The sequence below is a fragment of the Cellvibrio sp. GW822-FHT04B05 genome, assembly GCF_058800985.1.
Window position 1 is genome coordinate 165610 of sequence record NZ_JBXAMU010000005.1, and the last position, 20649, is coordinate 186258.

At 44.5% G+C, this 20649-nt stretch carries 14 protein-coding genes; 11 read left to right on the forward strand and 3 right to left on the reverse strand.

Going from position 1 to position 20649, the window contains the following annotated elements; all coding sequences use genetic code 11:
• Nucleotides 1-12: 12 nt before the first annotated feature.
• Complete coding sequence (locus AC1RJL_RS16505) at nt 13-7494, forward strand: FG-GAP-like repeat-containing protein (RefSeq protein ID WP_492915999.1); 7482 nt, start codon at nt 13-15, stop codon at nt 7492-7494.
• The gene (locus AC1RJL_RS16510; protein ID WP_492916001.1) at nt 7481-8080 is read left to right on the forward strand and encodes a hypothetical protein; all 600 of its coding nucleotides are present in this window, start codon (nt 7481-7483) and stop codon (nt 8078-8080) included. Before AC1RJL_RS16505 ends, AC1RJL_RS16510 begins: the two co-directional genes overlap by 14 nt.
• Before the next feature lie 128 nt (nt 8081-8208).
• Here AC1RJL_RS16510 and AC1RJL_RS16515 read toward each other — a convergent pair whose 3' ends face one another.
• A complete protein-coding gene (locus tag AC1RJL_RS16515; RefSeq protein ID WP_492916003.1) occupies nt 8209-8397 on the reverse strand; it encodes a hypothetical protein in 189 nt (62 codons plus the stop codon).
• A gap of 467 nt (nt 8398-8864) precedes the next feature.
• Between AC1RJL_RS16515 and AC1RJL_RS16520 the strand changes: the two genes are divergently transcribed.
• From AC1RJL_RS16520 to AC1RJL_RS16540, 5 genes are all read left to right on the forward strand, one after another.
• Nucleotides 8865-9218, forward strand: a complete 354-nt coding sequence (locus AC1RJL_RS16520; protein ID WP_492916005.1) for a hypothetical protein — start codon at nt 8865-8867, stop codon at nt 9216-9218.
• 5 nt (nt 9219-9223) lie between these two features.
• Nucleotides 9224-9601 carry a DUF3997 domain-containing protein gene (locus AC1RJL_RS16525; protein WP_492916007.1) on the forward strand — a complete coding sequence of 126 codons (378 nt, stop codon included), beginning with the start codon at nt 9224-9226 and terminating at the stop codon, nt 9599-9601.
• A 347-nt stretch (nt 9602-9948) separates the two neighbouring features.
• Nucleotides 9949-10377, forward strand: coding sequence for a hypothetical protein (locus AC1RJL_RS16530; protein ID WP_492916009.1), 429 nt, complete (start codon nt 9949-9951; stop codon nt 10375-10377).
• Nucleotides 10378-10439: 62 nt separating this feature from the next.
• Entirely contained in the window at nt 10440-10943 is a 504-nt protein-coding gene (locus AC1RJL_RS16535) for a hypothetical protein (RefSeq protein WP_492916011.1), read from the forward strand.
• A 124-nt stretch (nt 10944-11067) separates the two neighbouring features.
• Nucleotides 11068-11802, forward strand: coding sequence for an outer membrane beta-barrel protein (locus AC1RJL_RS16540; RefSeq protein WP_492916013.1), 735 nt, complete (start codon nt 11068-11070; stop codon nt 11800-11802).
• A gap of 52 nt (nt 11803-11854) precedes the next feature.
• On the opposite strand, the gene AC1RJL_RS16545 is transcribed toward AC1RJL_RS16540, so the two are convergent.
• The gene (locus AC1RJL_RS16545; RefSeq protein WP_492916015.1) at nt 11855-12784 is read right to left on the reverse strand and encodes a D-hexose-6-phosphate mutarotase; all 930 of its coding nucleotides are present in this window, start codon (nt 12782-12784) and stop codon (nt 11855-11857) included.
• 170 nt (nt 12785-12954) lie between these two features.
• On the opposite strand from AC1RJL_RS16545, the gene rapA reads away from it, so the two are divergent.
• From rapA to AC1RJL_RS16560, 3 genes are all read left to right on the forward strand, one after another.
• A complete protein-coding gene (gene rapA / locus AC1RJL_RS16550; RefSeq protein ID WP_492916017.1) occupies nt 12955-15921 on the forward strand; it encodes an RNA polymerase-associated protein RapA in 2967 nt (988 codons plus the stop codon).
• Nucleotides 15922-15988: 67 nt separating this feature from the next.
• Entirely contained in the window at nt 15989-16270 is a 282-nt protein-coding gene (locus AC1RJL_RS16555) for a hypothetical protein (RefSeq protein ID WP_492916019.1), read from the forward strand.
• Between the two features lie 103 nt (nt 16271-16373).
• Nucleotides 16374-17108 carry a hypothetical protein gene (locus tag AC1RJL_RS16560; RefSeq protein ID WP_492916021.1) on the forward strand — a complete coding sequence of 245 codons (735 nt, stop codon included), beginning with the start codon at nt 16374-16376 and terminating at the stop codon, nt 17106-17108.
• A gap of 108 nt (nt 17109-17216) precedes the next feature.
• Here AC1RJL_RS16560 and AC1RJL_RS16565 read toward each other — a convergent pair whose 3' ends face one another.
• Entirely contained in the window at nt 17217-19064 is a 1848-nt protein-coding gene (locus AC1RJL_RS16565; RefSeq protein WP_492916023.1) for a DEAD/DEAH box helicase, read from the reverse strand.
• 696 nt (nt 19065-19760) lie between these two features.
• Between AC1RJL_RS16565 and AC1RJL_RS16570 the strand changes: the two genes are divergently transcribed.
• Nucleotides 19761-20603, forward strand: coding sequence for a 4-alpha-glucanotransferase (locus tag AC1RJL_RS16570; protein ID WP_492916025.1), 843 nt, complete (start codon nt 19761-19763; stop codon nt 20601-20603).
• The last annotated feature ends 46 nt before the right edge of the window (nt 20604-20649 follow it).

Here is a 20649-nt window from a genome sequence, read left to right on the forward strand (position 1 = left end):
AATGGAGTTGTCATGTTTGCTTTTTTAACAAGAATTATTGGCGTTATTTTGGGATTGTTTTTGTTGGCTACCCCTGTTCTTGCAGCGGAGATCAAAGCCGATAACCATGACATCTATTTAGGCGACCTGGATGGTGATGGCGATAATGATTTTTATTTTTTACAAAAACCCTTTTTCCTTATTTTACATGGCGAGATAGCTACCCCTATACCGGTCCAGCTAAACGGGTTTGCTGTAATGGGTATATCCGGCGGATATTCTTCGCCGCAAACATTTATCTTATCCAAAGAGCAAATAGCACAGAGAGTTGCAGTTGGAACGTTACGCTTGTTGCAGTATGGTTCGGATTATTTGGTCTGGAGTCATGCAGGAAGCGGGGAAACTTCTGTTTTATTGCGCCCGACGAACTCCAATGACATTGCATTACTTTTACGTAGCTCAAGTAGTGCATCGCTTCCCGTGATGGCTGCCGTTTATCCAACCAACTCCTTCCAGGATATTAATAACCGTTCTTTGGCACTGCGTGTTGCTGATATTAATGGCGATGGCCTAATCGATTTGATTGTGGGTAATGGTGGTGATCAAGGGGAGGGCGCCTACTTAGCTAATAATAATTACATTCCAGCTACTTACATTGAAACTATTCCGTCCACAGCAAGGCCAATAATTACTGGAACGCAGGTTGGTAGTCTTGCTGGAGAGTTCAGGGTTAATGAAACCGGTGCAGCGACTTATTCAGTTCCTATCGCAATTCCCGATGGAGTGGCTGGAGTCAAGCCTGCTATTGCTATTACCTACAACAGCCAATATGGAAATGGATTGTTAGGAAAAGGTGGCGGTCTTTTTGGTATCAGCAGCATAAGTCGCTGTCGTCAAACAGTTTCGCAAGATGGCATTGCTGTCCCTATCAACTGGACTGCAACTGATAGATTTTGCATGGATGGTCAGCGGTTGATGCTGATTGAAGGAACTTATGGTGGTGCAGGCAGTAAATATCGCACCGAAATCGATAATCTTAGCATCATTACTGCTTTCGGTGGCTCAGCCGGGAATCCGGACTATTTTACGGTGGAAGCAAAAGATGGATCTACCAGCTATTTTGGTGGTAGTGGTGCTGATGGTTCGGAAGTTCTGGCCGGCACGTCAATTTTGTTATGGGGCCTTAAGCAATTTAATGACAGTGTTGGTAATCCGATTAATTATGTTTATGCGGGCAACTTAATAGATCATCGCATCGCGGAAATTCATTATGCTTATGGATCAAGCGCAACTCCTGAAGCCAAAATAGAATTTATTTACGAATCTCGCAATGACGTAACGAGATTTTTTATAGGTGGTTATGAACAAGTTCAATCGCAACGATTAAAAACAATAAAAACCTATAACACCGAAACGACACCGGTGCGTATTTATGACGTTGGATATAATTATGCTGCAGCAAGAATTGGTGCCCAATCCCGATTGAGTTCCATTACAGAATGTATGGGGACCCTCTCCAATTGCTACCCCGCTACAACATTTGGCTGGTTTGATCCGACTTCCCCTGCAGTGTTTGGAAAAGATCTTGGAAGTATTCCGCTGGATAGTGGCAAGGTTGTTGTCAGTAACCAGATTTTTTTAGATATCAATGGCAATGGTATTCAGGATTATGTTTGGTCAGATACCAAAGGCTACATTCGTTACCGTCTTGATATCGGAGTGTCGAATGATAGTCCGGATGGAGTTCTTGAGTCAGGTCTTCCTCAAAATAAAGTTCCAAAATTCGAAACTCTGGATTACAACGGCGATGGTCATCACGATCTTCTGGTTCGTCTTTCCACTGGGTGGACTTTGTATCTATCCACACCTACTGCCCAATCATGGAAACTGGTGAAGTCAAGCATTCAATTACCATTCCGTAATGAGGCAGATTTAAAATTAGGGGATGTAAATTCCGATGGATTGATAGATGTCATAGTTGCTTATGAAGATAATACCAATGGAATTCCCCAATCTATTCCAACCGATAACCCACAAGCGGGAATAATGATCTACAAGTTGGAAAAAAATCCTGGTGCCTTAGCCACAAGTTCGACTTATTACCGTTTTTCAAGTGGTACTTACCAGCGATTGAACGTACCTACAACCGAACCTGATACCAAAGTTTACCTCAGTGCTGCTGATTTTCAATTAGCAGATTTTAATGGCGATGGGAAGGTGGATATTCTTGCAGGGGTCACCTTTGGTCGCTGTTGGGATCATCACTATAGCCCTTATGAGTCACCAACTCGTCTTTGTTCCACGAGTTCAGCGCTTAAGGTGTTTGTAAATGGCTCTCAGGATACATTCACACACAGTGATTATTTTAATCATTCTGTCGCCTATTCGAGGCTAAAAACTTCAGATTTTAATGGTGATGGCAAACCTGATATTGCTTTCTATGATTTCAATACAAAAAAATGGTATTACAGTACAAATAGTGGAACCAGTTTTTCTGTGCCGCAACAACTGTTTGTTCAGGGCGATAAATTATCCAAAAATCAAAATATCGATTTCGTTGATATAAACCATGACGGTATGCAGGATGTTGTATGGCGCGATAGTGAATATGTTCCAACTGGAGAAACTACATGGAGTGATACCTCGCAATCAAGTGATGTTCCTGTAGTAGACGAGCAAGTTAAGCTTTACGTGAAGTATTGGAATTCCAGCTTGAATCGTTTTGGTAGTGCAGAAGTTTTGCAAGAAAATCAGGATCCTTATTATCAATACCAGTTCATTGATGTAAATGGAGATGCCTGGGTTGATAAAGTTGCCGTGGCAAAATATGGAAAAGCTACATCAACCAATATTCACCTGACTGGTTTTTCAGTTGCTTCAAACTATTCTGCAACTGGTTTTGTATCCCAAAGTAATATTACTAGCATTACCGATGGATTGGGTAATCGAACCTCGCTGAATTACGAACCGATTGGTCGTTCAAACCACTATGTTCCAATCGGTGGTTTCAAAGTTGTAGGTCAAACTGCGACTCAATGCGGACCCAATTATGCAGTCGATGACAATGGCACTTTGTATGATGTTGAACCTATCTGCGAGCCAGTCACAACGTATAACATTAATGCTGACGCCTACTACCGTTCGATCAATGATCCCTTTGGTGAATACACTACGTTATCAGAAGGAGCAATTGATCGTGCCAATCTCGTCAATGCGCCAGTGCTTGAAGTAACTGGCCCAATGTCTGTTGTTACCAAAGCAAGTAACAGCACATTAGCGGCCTCAGAAATAGAAGCAAATAAAGCGGCAATTGTGGATGTGAGTGTGGAATATTTTTATAAGCACATGCGGATGCAGGCTGCCGGTAAAGGGATACTTGGATTTGAATATGTTGCCAGCGTTGACCTGCAAACGGGTGTATCTACAGAAACGCGCTATCGGCAGGACTGGCCATTTATTGGTTCACCTCAAACTACGGTTACTCGTACACCTGCGGGCGAAATTATTAGCGATGCTGCGAATGTCTGGACCGTTTATACATCAGGGAATGCGGGAAGCAAACGATATCAGCCGCGCAATACAAAAACTGTGGAGCGAACATTTGCCTGGAATTCGGATGGTAGTGTTGGTAATACACCTTTGCAAACCATTACCACTGAAACCACGATGGAGGCCGGAGAATTCGGCAACGTTGACACTATTAAAGTGACAACTGAAGGCAGTAGTAAAAAAACAATTAAGTACACCAATAATAGTTATTTCCCAACGGATTGGGATAAGCGTCTGGGACGATTGAAAGATAGCCTTGTACGGATAACGTTGGACGATATTGTCGTTAGTGAAAAAACGGTTAGATTTGAATACTACTCAGCGACACCGCATCGTGGGCTTATTTATAAAGAAATTACTGCCGAAGGAACGTCCAATCAAATCATAAAAGAATATGGTTATGATGCTAAGGGAAATAAAATTACCGAGAAGGTCAGTGCGAATAAAGATGGCGTAAACCTTGAGAGCAGGACCGTATCAAATGTATATGACACAAATGGTAGATTTTTAAAATCAACTAGTAATTCTCTTAATCAGTCATTGAAGTTAAATTCATACAATGAACTGGGTCAGCTTACTTCGGCCACAGATATCAACGATATCGAATCCAAAAGCTTTTACGATGCAATGGGTAAGGAGTATTTAAGGAAAGACAACACCGGAGCCTGGGTTCGCACCACAACAAGCTTTTGTATAACAGCTTGTCCAACTGGAGCTAAATATTTTCAAACCAAACGTTCTGGCGGCGGCGGAGTATCTATTGAATATTTTGATGGATCAGGAAGACTCTTGCGTAGTAGTAAGGTCAGCATGGATGGTCAATGGACGAATACGGACATCGAATATGATCGACTTGGCCGCGTGCTGCGTAAATCGAATCCTTTCTTTGGTGATGTGAATACCAAAGCATCTGCATGGGTAACTACCAAATACGACAAGCTGGGGCGCATAACAGAAGTTGTTGCTGCGGATGGCTCAAAGGTGACGAGCGCTTATAGCGGTTATGCAACCACTATCACTAATCATTTAAATCAAACAAAAACTGAAACCAGGAATGGCTTAGGTCAATTAACGAAAGTTAAGGACAACGTGCAAGGAGAAATTGAGTACCAGTACAACGGATTTGGGGATATATCAAAAGTCATAACAAAATCGGGCTCAAAAGAATTTAGCGTTCGTATTTGTTATGACAGTTTTGGTAGGAAAACAGCGATGCTGGACCCGGATAAAGGCGCGGCCTGGGCCCAAGCAGGAGATTCAAATATAGCCTGTAGCCAAGTGGCTTGGGGTAGACCTGGCTGGTGGCATTATAAATACAACGGCTTCGGTGAACTAATTGAGCAAAGGGATGCGAAGGGTCAAGCGACAAAAATGTCTTATGACTCGCTTGGTCGTATGGTTGGGCGTACAGATATTCTTGCAAGCGGAGCTATTGAAGGATTTACGCAATGGTTTTATGAAAAAAATTCCAGCGGTCAACTGAATGGTGTCAGTGGTAAATTGACCGAAGTAGTAGTGAATACAGCAACTACTATCACGGCAGCAGCAATTAACAATGCCCTTGTTAGTGGTATTGCGACTTGTGCTGCTGGAAGTAGCAATTGTTTGAAAACAGCTTATCAGTTTAATGTTTATAGCCAGCCTTCAGGCACCACTCGAATTTTCCCCGGAAATACGCAGGAATTCAAAACCAGTATTTTTTACGATGGATTTGGGCGCGTTAGCAAAGAATTTGATGCCCTGGATAATGTTATTAGCCAGAATGGCTCCCTATTGGTCAGCGGTATACAAACGGCATATAACATTTATGGGTATCCTGAAAAACAAATTGATATTGGCTCAGGTGCGGTTATTCAAAAGGCCAATGCGGTTAATGCAAACAATCAAGTAACAAGTGAGTCATTAGGTAATGGGTCAACAATCAGCAGAACCTATGATTCATTAAATGGAAATTTACTGTTTCAGCACGCAGGCATCGGCAACGTATTTAATATCCAGAATATTGGATATAAATGGGATGCCCTGGGTAATCTAAAATACAGGGATAACCAATCACCATTCATTGGCGGTACAGGCAATAAAAACGTAAAAGAAAGTTTTTGTTATGACGGACTTAATCGATTGGTCAAAACAATTGCCAATAGTGCAACTGAAAATCCAAATTGCAGTGGTGCCCAGGATATAACTTATGATGGGTTCGGAAATATCGACCACAAAGCCGGTGTTGGGCAATATGGTTATTCAGGTATTCAAGCCGGGCCTCATGCGGTCACCTCTGTTGCCGGAGCAGAGTACAAGTACGATGCTAATGGTAATGTCGTATCAGGTGATAGTCGTATATTTGAATACACCAGCTATGACATGGCGAGCAGAATCAGCAAAGGTGCAAGCTCTTCCGAGTTCAAATATGATGCTGATCGCGCACGCTGGAAACGTTTGGATACTGTAAACGGAATCGCCACAGAAACTATTTATCTTGGAAATATCGAAAGAATAAAGGTAAGTGGAACAAACACTATTGAATGGAAGCGTAGAGCTGGTCCCGTGTTATTTACCTATAAGACCTCAGATACGAACCAACTGATAGCACAGGATAAAGCTTTTATTTATCTGGATCATTTGGGGTCTGTAGATGTCATTACCGATGCGGTTGGAAACATTCGTCATTCGTTAAGTTTTGATCCCTGGGGACTGAGGCGTAGTGGCGAAAATTGGTCTCCACAATCACTTAGCCAAATGTTGGCTTCATTAAGCCTTACTGGATTTACTCAACCAATCGCCACGCGAGGCTATACTGGCCATGAAATGGTTGATGCGGTTGGCATCATCCATATGAATGGCCGTATTTACGATCCAAGAATTGCTCGTTTCTTACAAGCTGACCCTTTTATCCAGGCTGCAACGAATACGCAGAGCTATAACCGATACGCGTATGTTTTTAATAATCCTCTAAATGCAACTGATCCAAGTGGTTATTTCAGTTTAAGGAGTTTTGTTGGTGTTATTGTCACCATTATTGGCACTTACATATGCGGTCCAACATGCGGCATGCAAGGCGCTGCACTGATTGGTGGCGTATCGGGCTTTGCGCAAGCGGCAGCAAATGGTGCTGACATGCAAGGTCTGCTTAAAGGCGCATTTGTAGGTGCAGTTTCTGGTGCAGCATTTAGCGGCGTTGCAAAAGGTTTTGGTGGTTCATTTGCTTCTGCTAGTGCAGGTAGGCAATTGGCATGGGGATTTTCGCAGGGCATGGTTGGGGGAACTATGTCGGTAATGCAGGGCGGCAAATTCGGGCATGGGTTTATCAGCGCAGGATTTGGGGCTGCAGGTGCCAAGTTTGGCCCCGGTCTAAACGGTTTTATTGCTGCTACTATTATTGGCGGTACTGTGTCGGAAATGACCGGTGGCAAGTTTGCGAACGGGGCGGCGACGGCTGCATTCTCTTATGCGATGAGTTGGGCTGCATCCAAATATCAGCCCGGCGGTAAAACTTCAGAAAAAACTCCTCCCGAAAACCAACCGCAGGAAGCGGAAACTGGTGCGCAGCATTTGACTGATGCAAAAGCCAAGAAGGGAATGGCGCTTACTGTGTCTCAAGCTGAAGTGAATATGGCTGATGCAAGTCAGTTGGTAGATGCGTATTTCATTGCAAACCCTGAAGCCATGCCGGAAGGTTTGGCCGGCGGCCTAACCTTTGAATATGTCCACGAAATTCATCCGACTGCTGGCGCAGTTCAAAGAATGTTGCCTAATCCTGAAACTGGCCGAACCATGGTTAATGGCCGGGTTCAAATGTACGCCGGTAGTGTTAACACTGTAGAAGATGCAGTTTTAACAATCCTTCACGAGTATGGCCATCACTCGACAGCGGCCATTAATGCAAGGCAAGGCCGAGTCTATCAAACGCCGAGAGCTGAGCGCGCCGCCGATAATTATGCAAGGAGAATAGCCAATGAAATTTTTTAATCCCTTATCCCAAATGTTGCTTATTTTGTTATTGGTAACGACGACTACGTTTGCTACAGAAACGAGATCGCTTGTTGCAAAAACAAGGGCGTTATCAAAGGCATCATCAATCATTCATGTGCGGGTTGTTGAGGCCAAGGAGCTAGCCTTTGTGTATGAGGGTAAATTAAATGACAGTTGCGGTATTAATTATTCTGCAAATATCCTGCATTCATACAAAGGGAAACTCACTCAGGGAGAATTGAAGTTTTCTTCTCCGTTTTCTCTTATGGTTGGTCAAGAGTATTTGCTAGTGATTGGTAGAGAGGCGCTTCCATCAAGTTTGATAGTCGAATTATCCCCAGATTATGAGGCGGCGTTTTCCAAGTGTGCAAAAGATAGTTATGGCCCAAGCTTGCAAGCAGAAAATGATGCCTTGATGATCTGGGATTCTCCCTACGGATTGGATGGTAAATGGGTAATGATTGCCGATGATGGCAATACGCCTGTTAGCAAGCAATTGCCAGTTAAGAAAATGCACTGCTTGTATGGAGAGGGAGAGTGTTTGTTTGTTCGTTTAGATGATTTGGTTGGTGAAACTAAATAGTTTCTAATAGCAGAGAAAGCCCACCCCAAACCCCCGACCAGTTGTGCTGGCCGGGGGTTTTGTTTTTTGTCTTAGCCGCTTTACGAAGCCCGGTTAAACCGGCCGGAGTCATGCTTGAGAATCAGGCTTTAGCACCTGCGCGCTACCTGTTTCTCTTCCGGCGTGAAGTTCTGCAAGGCTTCAAACTGCAACCGCGGCTCATCATCCGGGCCGCGGTTGTCATCACCAAAGACCAGATTATCCAGACTGGCATGCAACGCCTTGGCAATGCTCACCAGCGCATCCAGCGTGGGCTGTGCGGTTGCCGCCTCATACATGCACCTGATCGAGGGGCGTTAGCCCCTGTCCAGCCCTGTGCGTTCCGCACGGGGCAAGTTCCCCTCTCCATCAAACCCTACCGCCGTGCGGGGCTACCTCAGTCATGCGCAGCAAGCTGCGCACGCCTTCGGCAGCTGCAAAAAATTCCTTTGCACGCAAAAAAATGTTTCAAGGGAATTTTTTTGCTAGAGTGCCTGGCACTGTGAAAAAGTGTGGCTTAACTGATTGATGCGTCTGGAAAAAATAGTGTTGAGGCGGAAAAACCGCGTCAAGGCGACCAGTCTTTGCGAATGGAGCTTTTTCATCAGCATTACTGCAGGCGGTGAATGGAGAGATAGAGGCAAACGCAGCCGAAGAGCAATATAGAAAGTGGATAGAGCTCCAGAATCAAATGACGCCGGCACAAGTAGTAGCGTATTGGTCGAGTGGTAAGGGAGGGCATTTATATTTTGGACCTGACAGTAAGATGGCAAAATTATTCAGTGAAGGTGATGGGGCAAAAGCTTTTGAGAAATATGTATATGATAAGTATCAGGGGAGTCCTTCAGATCGCGCGGAGGTGAGGGATTACGGATACAAATTCACTTGGCCAAGAGCATTAAGCACTGGAAATTTGGCAGAGCAAGCAGTAGGCAGTTGGGGGGGAGGAGGAGTAGCTGATGTCACTGGTCGATACGTATATTACAGCGTTACTAATATTATGGGGGCGAATTCATTATTTTTTGGGCGCCAATTAGGTGAATATGGAATTGTCCCTATAGGAAAACAAGCAAGTGATTTGCATATGACAATAGAGTGGAGAACTCCACTTAAGAGGTAGTAGATATGAAGTTATTAGTATTTTTTGTGTCATTTTTCCTTGTGGCATGTGATTCAAAAGTTATTTGGGAAGATGAGTTTTATGAAGTTAACTGGGTTGATCAAGACAATAATTTAACCTTAAGTCGTAAATTAAAAGAACACTCAAGTACTATAGGACGTGTGGATGCTAAAGTTATTGCTGTAGGAAGTGACGAAAATTTTGTTGTTGCTAAAAGAGAAAATCCTCTAAATAAGGAAATTCTCTATTATTATCTTATCAAAAAGGAAGACAACGACTTTTTGAACAAAAATGAAATAGTTAAAGGGCCATTCGGCGAGGCTGATTATTTAATGCTAAAAAATGAGCTAGAGCTTCCTGATTTTGATAAAAATTTTCAGTGATATTAAAGTATCACTGATACGAATATTGGGGTTTCTTATCTCAACTTAGAAATTCGAAAATAACCTAAAGCCTCATCGAGTGATTGATTGGGCTTTTTATAGTTTTGCTTGTAGAAAATTAGCTGCTGAAGGCCCTCCTTATTATAGAGCCTGATTAACAGTGGAATCCGCGCAATAAATGGACTTGATGGTTACAAATGGTCATATGATGTTTTATGATTCCGGAGATGGGGCTAGATTACAGGTAATAACTACAACATCGCGTATATTTAAAGTACAGAATTTTGATAGTTATGAAAGATCTACCCAAAGAAGTTATACATATTATAGAAGAGTGAATTCTCAAAATGAATAAAGTTTTTTTTGGCGCAGGTTTGATAACCTTTTTTTTTAGTTCAATTGTTTTTGCATCTTCTGAAAAGTGTTTCAAAATAGGGGAGTATTGGCATGACTTAAAGCTGCCGGATGACACCCAAAATGTTCGTTGGTTATTTGGAGATGATAAAAGCCATTATCCATTTATGTCAGTCAGCTTTGATCTAACGGAACAACAGTTTGATCTATGGGCTAAAGATTGTGGTGTGCGGATGCAAATAAAAGGCAAACGAAAATTCTGGGATAAGGACTTGGAAAGTGGCGGCTTTTTAAGTGTCATGAAGTATGAAAATCAGCGCTATTGTATCGGCATCATTCGAACTCCCATTCCTGAGGAGAAACGACATGTTAACAATAAGGAATATTATGGGTGCCCTTTAGATAATCAGATCGATTATTAAGTTTGATTATGAGAATTATTTTATTTTCACTTGTTAGTTGTTTGTTGATCTCGTGTGCTCAAATGCGCGCGTCATTCATTGATGTCAACTATGGCGAACGCGAAGCCTTATATTTCACCGGTCGTGGAGCTGCTGCCGGTATCATGATGGATTCGCTATTGGGAGGTGCTGGCGTGGCGATTGGCATTGCTATTGATGAAGGAATAGCGAAGGACATATCTGCAGCAATTCAAAAAGTAAATCCGGAATTTGATATAAGAAAGTACATTGAATCAGTCCTGGTAAATGACGACGACGGTACGACGACAAAAAACTGGCAGAAGCTTACTATTGATCGATATGGTTTTCAGGTGGTAGATGGTGATTTTGTGGTGCCTGTGTTGGAGTTTACGGTAAATTGTACTGATGCTACTAAAGAATCCTTCAATTTGGAAAAGGATTCGATGATTGCTTATAAAGTTGAATTGACTACAATTAAAAATAATGGAAAAGCAGCTCAACAATTATTGCATCAAGGTGTTGTACAGATTCTTCAGGGGAAGCATGTCAAAACTTTCTGTGGTTAAGTGTTAGCCTAAAGTTTATAGCCTTTAAAGGACCACTCATAGAGTGGTCTTTTTTATGCGTAGTTTCTGCTCATTGATGATAAGTTAGTGAGTATTTTTAGTGTGTCAAAATGGAATGATCTATATGAAAAAAATGTTATGTGTCTCGTCTTTAATCGCAGCAGCTATCTCTATGAATGCTATTGCACAGCAAGATTCGTCCCCGTTTTATGCTGGTGTTGGTTTTGGCAAGGTCACAGTGCCTGATATTGAAGAAGTGAATTTTAGTGATGCCAACAATGGCTTTATCCAGTTGGGTTATAAAATTAATGAAAATTTTGCCATAGAAGGCCAGTATTCAAAATCTACTAAAGATGCATCTGCCAGCTATTTGGAAGAGGGGATAGATATTAGTGAGGAATGGTGGAGTGACATTGTTTCACGTAATCCAGGTGCCACCTTGGCTGATGCGCAAAGTTGGTTTCCTTATATTGAAGCAGATATTGGGCTTGGTTTGAATGCAACTATTGAAACCACCGCAATTTATGGTGTGTATCGCTCCAGTGGAGCCCTGTACATAAAAGCGAAAGCCGGTTATTTGCGAGAAAAGAGCACTTTAACAGTGCGGGCAAATTCCTATGATTTGACTGCCTATGTTGCTAATAGTGACCCATTCAAATTTAGTGCAAAAAGAGGCGATGAAAATTTTGATGATTTGGAACTTGATATATCAGAAAAAGTTTCTGAAAGTGAATCAGGGTTTTCGGGTGGTGTAGGTGTAGGCTATAAGTTTACTAATAACCTGTTTTCAGAGCTCGAATACACCATGTTAAATGATGATCTTGATTTGTATTCTTTGAGTATTAACTACCAGTTCTAATCTTGGTTGTCGAAGAGGCTGCTCCCTGCGACCTCTTTATTGTTGTCAAAATTTAAACCTGCTTAAACTCCATCCACGCACTTTTACTGGTACCCGCAGGCAGCTGCCATTTTTCATCGAGCACAGCGCCGCGCTCAACACAAATATAAAACTGCTCTTGTCCTTCGCCTATATCCGCAATTTTTGCCGCAGCTTCCGCGCCTGGATTCCAAACAACAACACTTGGACAGTTGCTATGTGTAATTTCAATCGTGGGCGATCCTTTGATCGTGACACTATTGTCAATTGCCGGATAAACGCGATCTACAGGGCCGGGGAAGTTCACGTCGCCGGGTTGCTGCTTTTCGGAGTAGCCTTCAAAATTATCCAGGTATTTTTTTCCTGCCAAACCGATTACACGTACGTCGGTTAATGAGCTGATGCGATGGTAGTTGTGCATTGCCCAGCTGCAATCAAAATCATCGGTGTCGGTATTGTTGATGGTGAGTTCGAGCTTTGCGCTATTACCTAATGTCATGCGCAATTCGGCTGAAAAATCGAAAGGGAACAATTGATTGGCATCGCTGACAAATAAAAACTCCAGCTCAGCTATGCCATCGCTTAACAGTTGTGCTTTACCCAACTCCCAGAAACTATTGCGGGCAAAACCATGCTTTGGCTTTGCGGGATCGGTCTGGTTCACACCAAACCAGGGCAGACAGAGAGGCACGCCGCCACGCAGTGCGGTACCGGGGGTAAAATCACAATTGGGGCTGAGCCACAGCAGCGGGTCGCCGCTCTTGGTTTTGAACTCGAGCAGATGGGCGCCCTGCAAAGAGATGACGGCGCTGCATAAGCTGGTTTCTACCACCAATAGAGGTAGCCCGGTGCCGGGGGCATCCGAATATTGCTCATTGCTAGTGGTGAGGCGCAGGAAACCGGACTTGCCGACGAGTTGTTCGAGGCGAAGGGTGCTTGCAGCATTGGGGGGATTGATGTGCATGGAGGCTACCATTTATGTGACTAATGGGATGGATTCTATAGAAAAGCCTGCAATCTAACAGCCAAATTTTTTGGTTTTGTGGGCCTTAAAACAGTATCATGCGCGCCTTTTCGACAATTTTGATTTTTCCCGAGCAAAGCTCGGTTTATTTAGACAAAGCAGGTATTTGAGTGAGTGAGAAGTCGGTAGTGAGTAAAGTGCCTTTTGTGATCGGTCAGCGCTGGATCAGCGAATCAGAAGCAGATTTGGGGTTGGGAATTGTATTGGATGTGGCAAATCGCCGCCTTACCTTGAGTTTCCCCGCAGCGGGTGAGCGCCGTACTTATGCGATGGACAATGCGCCCGTTAGCCGTGTCAGGTATGAAGTGGGCGAGAAGGTTCGTCATCAGGATGGAACCAAAATCCAGATCACCAGCATCGTTGAGCAGGCGGGCTGTTTGATGTATGTCGGCCTCACTAAAGAAAACGAAGAGGTTTCAATTCCCGAGTTCGAACTCGATAGCTTCGTACAATTCAGCACGCCGCGTGATCGTTTATTTGCCGGCCAGATCGACAAGCACAACCATTTCACTTTGCGCTACCAAACCCTGCATTACCAGAATTTGCATCGCTACTCCCCGATGTTTGGTTTGGCTGGTCCGCGCGTGCAATTGCTGCCGCACCAACTTTATATCGCGAGCGAAGTGTCACAGCGTCATGCGCCTCGCGTGTTATTAGCTGATGAGGTAGGGCTGGGGAAAACTATTGAAGCCGGTTTGATATTGCATCAGCAATTAATGAGCGGCCGCGTACAACGCGCATTGATCGTGGTGCCTGCAAGTTTGCAGCATCAGTGGCTGGTAGAAATGCTGCGCCGCTTTAACCTCGCGTTTACGCTGCTTGATGAGGCGCGTTGTAATGCACTGGTTGGCTTGGATAGCGTTGAAGAATCAATTGATTACGTCGATGAGTTTGAAGACGACTTTGAGGAAAAGGATGAGCAACAAGCGGACATCAGCAATCCATTTGAAACTGCACAATTAATTATTTGCTCGTTGGATTTCCTCACCAAAAATAATTACCGCTATGAGCAAGCAGTGGCGGCTGAGTGGGATTTATTGTTGGTCGATGAGGCGCACCATTTGCAATGGAGCGAGAAAAAGCCGAGTAAGGCGTATACCTGCATTGAAGGCTTGGCGAAAAAATCCAAAGGTTTATTACTACTGACGGCAACTCCTGAACAGTTAGGTTTGGAAAGCCACTTTGCCCGTCTGCGCTTGCTTGATCCGGATCGCTATTATGATTTGGAAAGATTTATCGCTGAGCAAAAAGCCTATCAGCCGCTCAATGAATTAGTGCAAGCGCTGTTGCAAGAGCATAGTGAAGATAGCGGGAAAATTCCTGCCACACTAATTAAATCGCTCAGCGCGTATTTGCCAACAGAAACTGTTAAAGAATTGCAGACGCAAGCTGAGACCCAAAGTCTGGGCGATGCCATTGATACTGCTATTCACTACTTGTTGGATCGCCACGGTACCGGACGCGTATTGTTCCGCAACACACGCAACTCTGTCAGCGGGTTCCCAGAGCGGAAATTGCAGGCGCACGCATTGGAGCTGGCTGACGATGATCTTATTGCGTTACGTGAACAGTCGTTAACAACGCAAATATGTGCTGAACAATATTGGCAGCAGAAAACCGATGCTGATTGGTGGCTGCAAGATCCGCGTGTTGTTTGGCTTGCCGAGTGGCTGCGTCAACATCGACGCAAAAAAGTATTGGTGATTTGTGCCAATGCTGATTCGGCACAATCCATCGAAGAGTATTTGCGTCTCCGGAAAGGTTTGACCACTGCTGTTTTCCATGAAGGTTTAAACCTGATTGAACGTGACCGTGCTGCCGCTTATTTTGCGGAAGCGGAAGACGGTGCCCAAGTGCTTGTCTGTTCGGAAATCGGCAGTGAAGGACGCAACTTCCAGTTTGCACAAGATTTGGTTTTGTTTGATTTACCGACTAATCCTGATTTGTTGGAACAGCGCATCGGTCGTCTTGATCGTATCGGCCAAACGGCGACCGTCAATATCCATATCCCTTATTATGAAGATACTGCACAGCAAAAATTAATGGATTGGTACCATCAGGGCTTAAATGCATTTGAAAAAACCTGCGCAATCGGACAAGCAGCCTATGTGAAATTTGCCGAAGCACTTTTGCCTGCATTGGTGAATAGCGATGATTCAACGTTTGTGCAACTGTTAGAGGAAACGCGGGTATTTTCTGCCGAATTGGTTGCGCAATTACAGCAGGGGCGCGATCGTTTACTGGAACTCAATTCCTGCAAGCCTGCCCAAGCTGAAGCACTGGTTGATGCCTTGGCTGACAATGATGCAAGCACAGTGCTGCCGATTTATATGGAGCAAGTGTTTGACAGTTTTGGTATCGATTTTGAAAAGCACAGCGAAAAAAGTTTGGTATTGCATCCGAGCGATCATATGCGCATCGAACAATTTCCTGGCCTGCCCGAAGATGGATTGACCGTCACTTACGATCGCCAGCAAGCCTTATCGCGGGAAGATATGCAATTTCTGACATGGGAACATCCTTTGGTGCGTGGTGCACAGGATTTAATTTCCTTGAGTGAGTTTGGCAATACGGCTTTCTGCACATTGAAATTACCACCTTTGAAACCTGGTACTTTACTGTTGGAAGCATTGTTTGTATTGCACTGTCCTGCACCTGCTGAATTGCAATTATTTCGTTATATGCCGCAGTCGTTATTGCGGGTACTGATGGATGATAAGGGTAAGGATTTGTCTGCGGTGCTTGGCATCAACCAGCTCAGCAAGTTGCTTCAAAAAGTGCCGCGTAACAATGCGCAGGATCTGGTTCGTCACGCTCGTCCAACCTTGACAACTATGGTACAAAAAGCCGAAGAAATTACCGTGGCAAAACAGGAAGAATTAATCGCAGAAGCGCAAGCAAAAGTCGGCGAGCAATTGACTGGTGAGTTGTTACGCATGAAGGCGCTGAAAGACGTTAACCCTAATGTGCGGCAGGAAGAAATTGATTATTTGCAGCAGCGCTTGACTGCCAGCCAACACTTTTTGTCGCAAGCCAAAATTCGGTTGGATGCGTTACGTGTAGTAATGACTATTTAATATCTTGCAATGAAGCAGGGCGCAATAAATTGAACCCACGATTGAGCAATTAATAGGGTAAAGAACTATGTATATTTTTTCTGCAAATGGCCGCGCCAAACGCGCATTCGACGATATTAAAGAAGGTCAGATGGTTCCCTTTATTGTCTATATCAATTTTAAGGATTTATTTGGGGCCGAACATTTGTGCAAGCTCTACTTAATGCGCGCCGGTTTTACCGAGATTGATATCGAAAATCGCAAACTCGTGCCGAGTAACCTGACCGGTGACCCCAGAGTTGTTGCAGCCGATAAGGCAATGGCTGAAGCATTGAAAGACGGTTATATGATTCAGATGTTTGATGAGTAAGTTGTAGGGAAAAAAGTTCACCTGCACAAAATAAAAAATAGCGATCAGAACTTTCAATGTGCCTTTGTGTCTAGTAATAACTTTTCACAATGGCAATACAGGTATGTTCGCTACATCTCTTGCTCCAAAGGAAACTGAAGTCTCTCATTACTTCAACGCAACAATTGGCGTTTGCCGGTTGTGGCGCGTTGTTGTGGAACATCCGACGCTGCTGCGATGGGTAACCTTGCTGTTTTCAGTGGCGCTCCATGTACTGGTGTTATGGTTTGGATTTAATAATATTACTTCAACGTCTGTCGAAACTCCCCGTACGCGGCTGCAATATATAAATCTGGCTTCTCCGGTGGACGAACATATTGATCCTCCGCAAGTTATTGCACCATCTATCGACCACAACAGAATTAATAAGGCGCTGTTGTTTTCAATACCACTTCCGGAAGGAGTCGAATATTCATCCTCGCTTGAACCTCTTACTCCACAAGAACTGAAGCAAATTACCGATGTGCATCCCGCCCAACACGATTCGGGAAATTCAGCCGCTATCGCCAAAAATGTATTTCATCCGGGTTTGCGAAGACAGTTAACGATTGAGGCAAATAAACCCAGGCTTGCACGGGTGGAAGACGGTGGGCCAAAAACCTATACCGATCCTTCAGGGGCAATGGTTGTAGAGCTGGATAATGGCAGTTGCCTAAAGTCTCCCGGTGCAACAAGTACCGGAGGGCCGAGGAATTGGTATATGACACCCTGTGTGGGGAAGTCAGAAAGCGAGGAAATGATGGAGAGGGTAGAGGGATCGCTTCACCAGATGCTGGAGTTTAAGGAAAACGATAGATAAAAAAATCGCCATCAACATTTCCGTGTTATGGCGATTTTATAAAACGATTACAAAACCATTTAAGTAGCCGAACTATTCATCCGTCTACTTAACAATAAACTGGTTTAATTAATCACTTTTCTTCGGACGGAAGCTGGTTTTTTTGCCGTCGCGTTCACCGAAGCGTGGTTTGTCACGGCCACCCTCTCTGCTGCCAAAGTCACGACCGCCACCTTCGCGTGGGCCAAAGTCACGTTTAGGTTTGCCGCGACCCAAGTCATCACCACCGCGAGGACCTGTATCCAGAGAAATTTCCAATGGTCGGTTGCGCACGCGTACTTTTTTCAGTTTGGCGAGAGTGTCCTTTGAAATACCGGTAGGTAAATCGACAGTAGAAAATTCATCGTGCAATTTGATGTGGCCGATAAAACGACTCTCGATACCTGCTTCATTAGCGATAGCGCCAACGATATCACCGGGACGAGCTTCGTGATTGCGACCTACTTCAATACGGTAGCGATCCATATTTTCGTCGTTGCGCTCACGGCGTGGACGATCTTCGCGTGGACCGCGATCGCGGCCACCATCACGGCTGCCACGATCATCACGTGAGCTACGCTCATCGCGACTGCTGCGTTCACGCTCGGGTTTTACATCGGTGAATTTCACTTGCAGTGGACGCTCGCGTTGCAACAGGTAGGCGAGGGCAGAAGCAATTTGTTCTGGCGATACATCGTTTGCGTGGCTGTATTCAGCCAGCAAATCATTAAAGAAAGTCAGATCAGGTTGTTCTTGCAAGGTATCGGTAATTTGTTGGGTAAATTGGTCGATACGATGTTTGGTAACGGTTGCGCCGCTTGGCAATTCCATCAAGGTGATAGGTTTTTTAGTTGCCTTTTCGATGGTGTAAAGCAAGCGCTTTTCGCGTGGTGCAACAAACAAAATGGCTTTACCGCTGCGGCCAGCACGACCGGTACGGCCAATACGGTGAACATAAGCTTCGCTATCGTAAGGGATGTCGTAGTTAACAACGTGGCTTACGCGCTCTACGTCAATACCGCGCGCGGCAACATCGGTAGCAATAACAATATCAAGCTTTCCGGTTTTCAAACGATCAATTGCGCGTTCACGTAACTGCTGGTTCATATCGCCATTGAGCGCAGAAGCCGAGTAACCGCGTGCTTCCAGTTTTTCGGCGAGTTCAACGGTGGCAGTTTTGGTGCGGACGAAAATAATCATACCGTCGAAAGGTTCGACTTCCAGAATACGTGTCAGCGCGTCCAATTTATTGGTGCCGCTAACCATCCAGTAAACCTGTTCGATATTGGCATCGGTAGATTGGGTACTGGCGATTTTGATTTCAGTTGCGTTATTCAAATAGTTGTTGCATACATGACGAATTTCTTTCGGCATAGTGGCTGAGAACAACGCGGTCTGGCGGGTTTTTGGTGTGTGTTCCAAAATCCATTCAACGTCATCGATAAAACCCATACGCAACATTTCATCAGCTTCGTCCAGTACCAAAGCCTTTAAGTTGTTAAGATTCAAGCTACCTCGACGCAAGTGATCCATCACGCGGCCAGGGGTACCGACAACAACGTGGGCACCGCGTTTTAATTGACGTAATTGTGTCGTCATTTCCTGGCCGCCGTAAATCGGCAGCACATGGAAACCAGGAATTTCACTGGCGTATTTTTGGAAAGCTTCGGCGACCTGGATAGCAAGTTCGCGCGTAGGTGCTAGTACCAAAATTTGTGGATCTGTTTGTTTGGTGTCGATGCGTGACAACAAAGGCAAAGCAAATGCCGCAGTTTTACCGGTGCCGGTCTGTGCCATGCCGAGAATATCCCCACCCGCAAGCAATACTGGAATCGCAGCTGCTTGAATGGGTGATGGTTGCTCGTAGCCAACTTTTTGGATGGCGCGCATAACGGGTTCAGAAAGGGCTAAATCGGAAAACATAATGGGTTCAGACATGTAATAACCTGTGTTTAAACATAAAAATCGCACGCAAAAAATGACGAGATAACAGCGAAACGCCGCATCTGGTTTTTTACGGTTTGATTCTTATTAGTTTTGTAATGGGTGTTTGCGAAAAGCATCGCCCAATAAATAAGGCAACAGTGAATGGGCAAACACAATAAAGTGGGGGCGATGATTGATCGCTAAGCGTATGTACTACATACAAGGTTCGGCTGCGTGTGAAAATAACTCAAAGAGTCAGTGTACAAGTGCAGTCGTAAAAGGCGATTTAATCAACGAGTTCCCGCGTCATCTGCAAAGCAGACGTTTATGCAATCCACAAATTCCGATTCGTATAACCGATTGCATACTAGGGGGCAGGCTGAAGAGATTTGAAAAACAGAATCGATCAGCGTCAATATCTACCAAGTGTTTAAACATATAACAAATGGTCGGGCAGCCCTCAGACATCCAGTCTGTTCAGCATTACCCCGGCAAGACATTCACGATCAAGGAAGGGGTCACTGAAAGTGCGCGAAGTATAGGGGGTTGCGGCTTTTAAGGCCAGTTAAATTTGAATTTGATTGAAAATTTGTACTAAGGCGCGTCCATTTGGAGCGCAAATTTGCATAAGGGCGCAGCAGATATCAAACAGACTGTTCGTGGCGAATGGCTGGGTTTACACTCGCACCATTAATAAGGACTCTTACTATGGCCGAACGACATATCTCTACTACAGCGCTGGCGCGCCTGATTAATAAAGAAAGCAAAGAGTTGTTTATCCTGCTTACCACCGGCGGCTGGATTGTGAAAGTGGACAATCATTGGCAGCTCACTGAGAAAGGTAAGTTTGAAGGTGGTATTTATGTGAATCATCCTAAATTTGGCGAATACATCGCCTGGCCGGAATCCATCCAACACCATCATCTATTGAAGCTGCTACCGGAGGCACCATTAAGTGCGACCAATCTTGCACATAAATGGGATATCCCTGCGCGATTGGTAAATTTACTGCTGGCAGAGAAAGGTTTAATTAGAAAACATATTCGCGGCTGGTTGCTCACCGTGAAAGGAAAAAATCTGGGTGGGCAGCAGCAAGAGGCAGAATCCGGTATTCCTTTTGTGACTTGGCCAGAGACCATTCTGGATGAGCCTGGCATTATTAATTCTTTGTTACAAATTTCCGGCGATGAAGGATTAAGCGGGCAGGCTGCGCTAGATGGCCATTCCGTTAATAATGCAGTGCAGCGGCGCATTAACAATTGGTTGTATCTTGCGCGTGTAGTGCACGCACGCGATTACCGGCTGCTGTGGGATTTGGATACTGTTGTTGCCGATTTCTATGTTCCGGAAGCAGAATTGTGTATTGAGTGCTGGGCCGACCAATTAACGCAGGAGACTAATCGCGCTGCAGTATTAAGTGGTGAGCTGGAAAAACATGTGATCTACAAAAAGCATAAGGTTGCTTACATCGAGTTCAGCAATGAAAATATTCATCAGGTCGATGAAATTCTCGCGCGCGAATTATTGCGGCGCGGCGTTGCAGTTTATTAATCCCCCCAATTATTAACTTCTCCCAGCCGATTAACGTTTTAAAAGA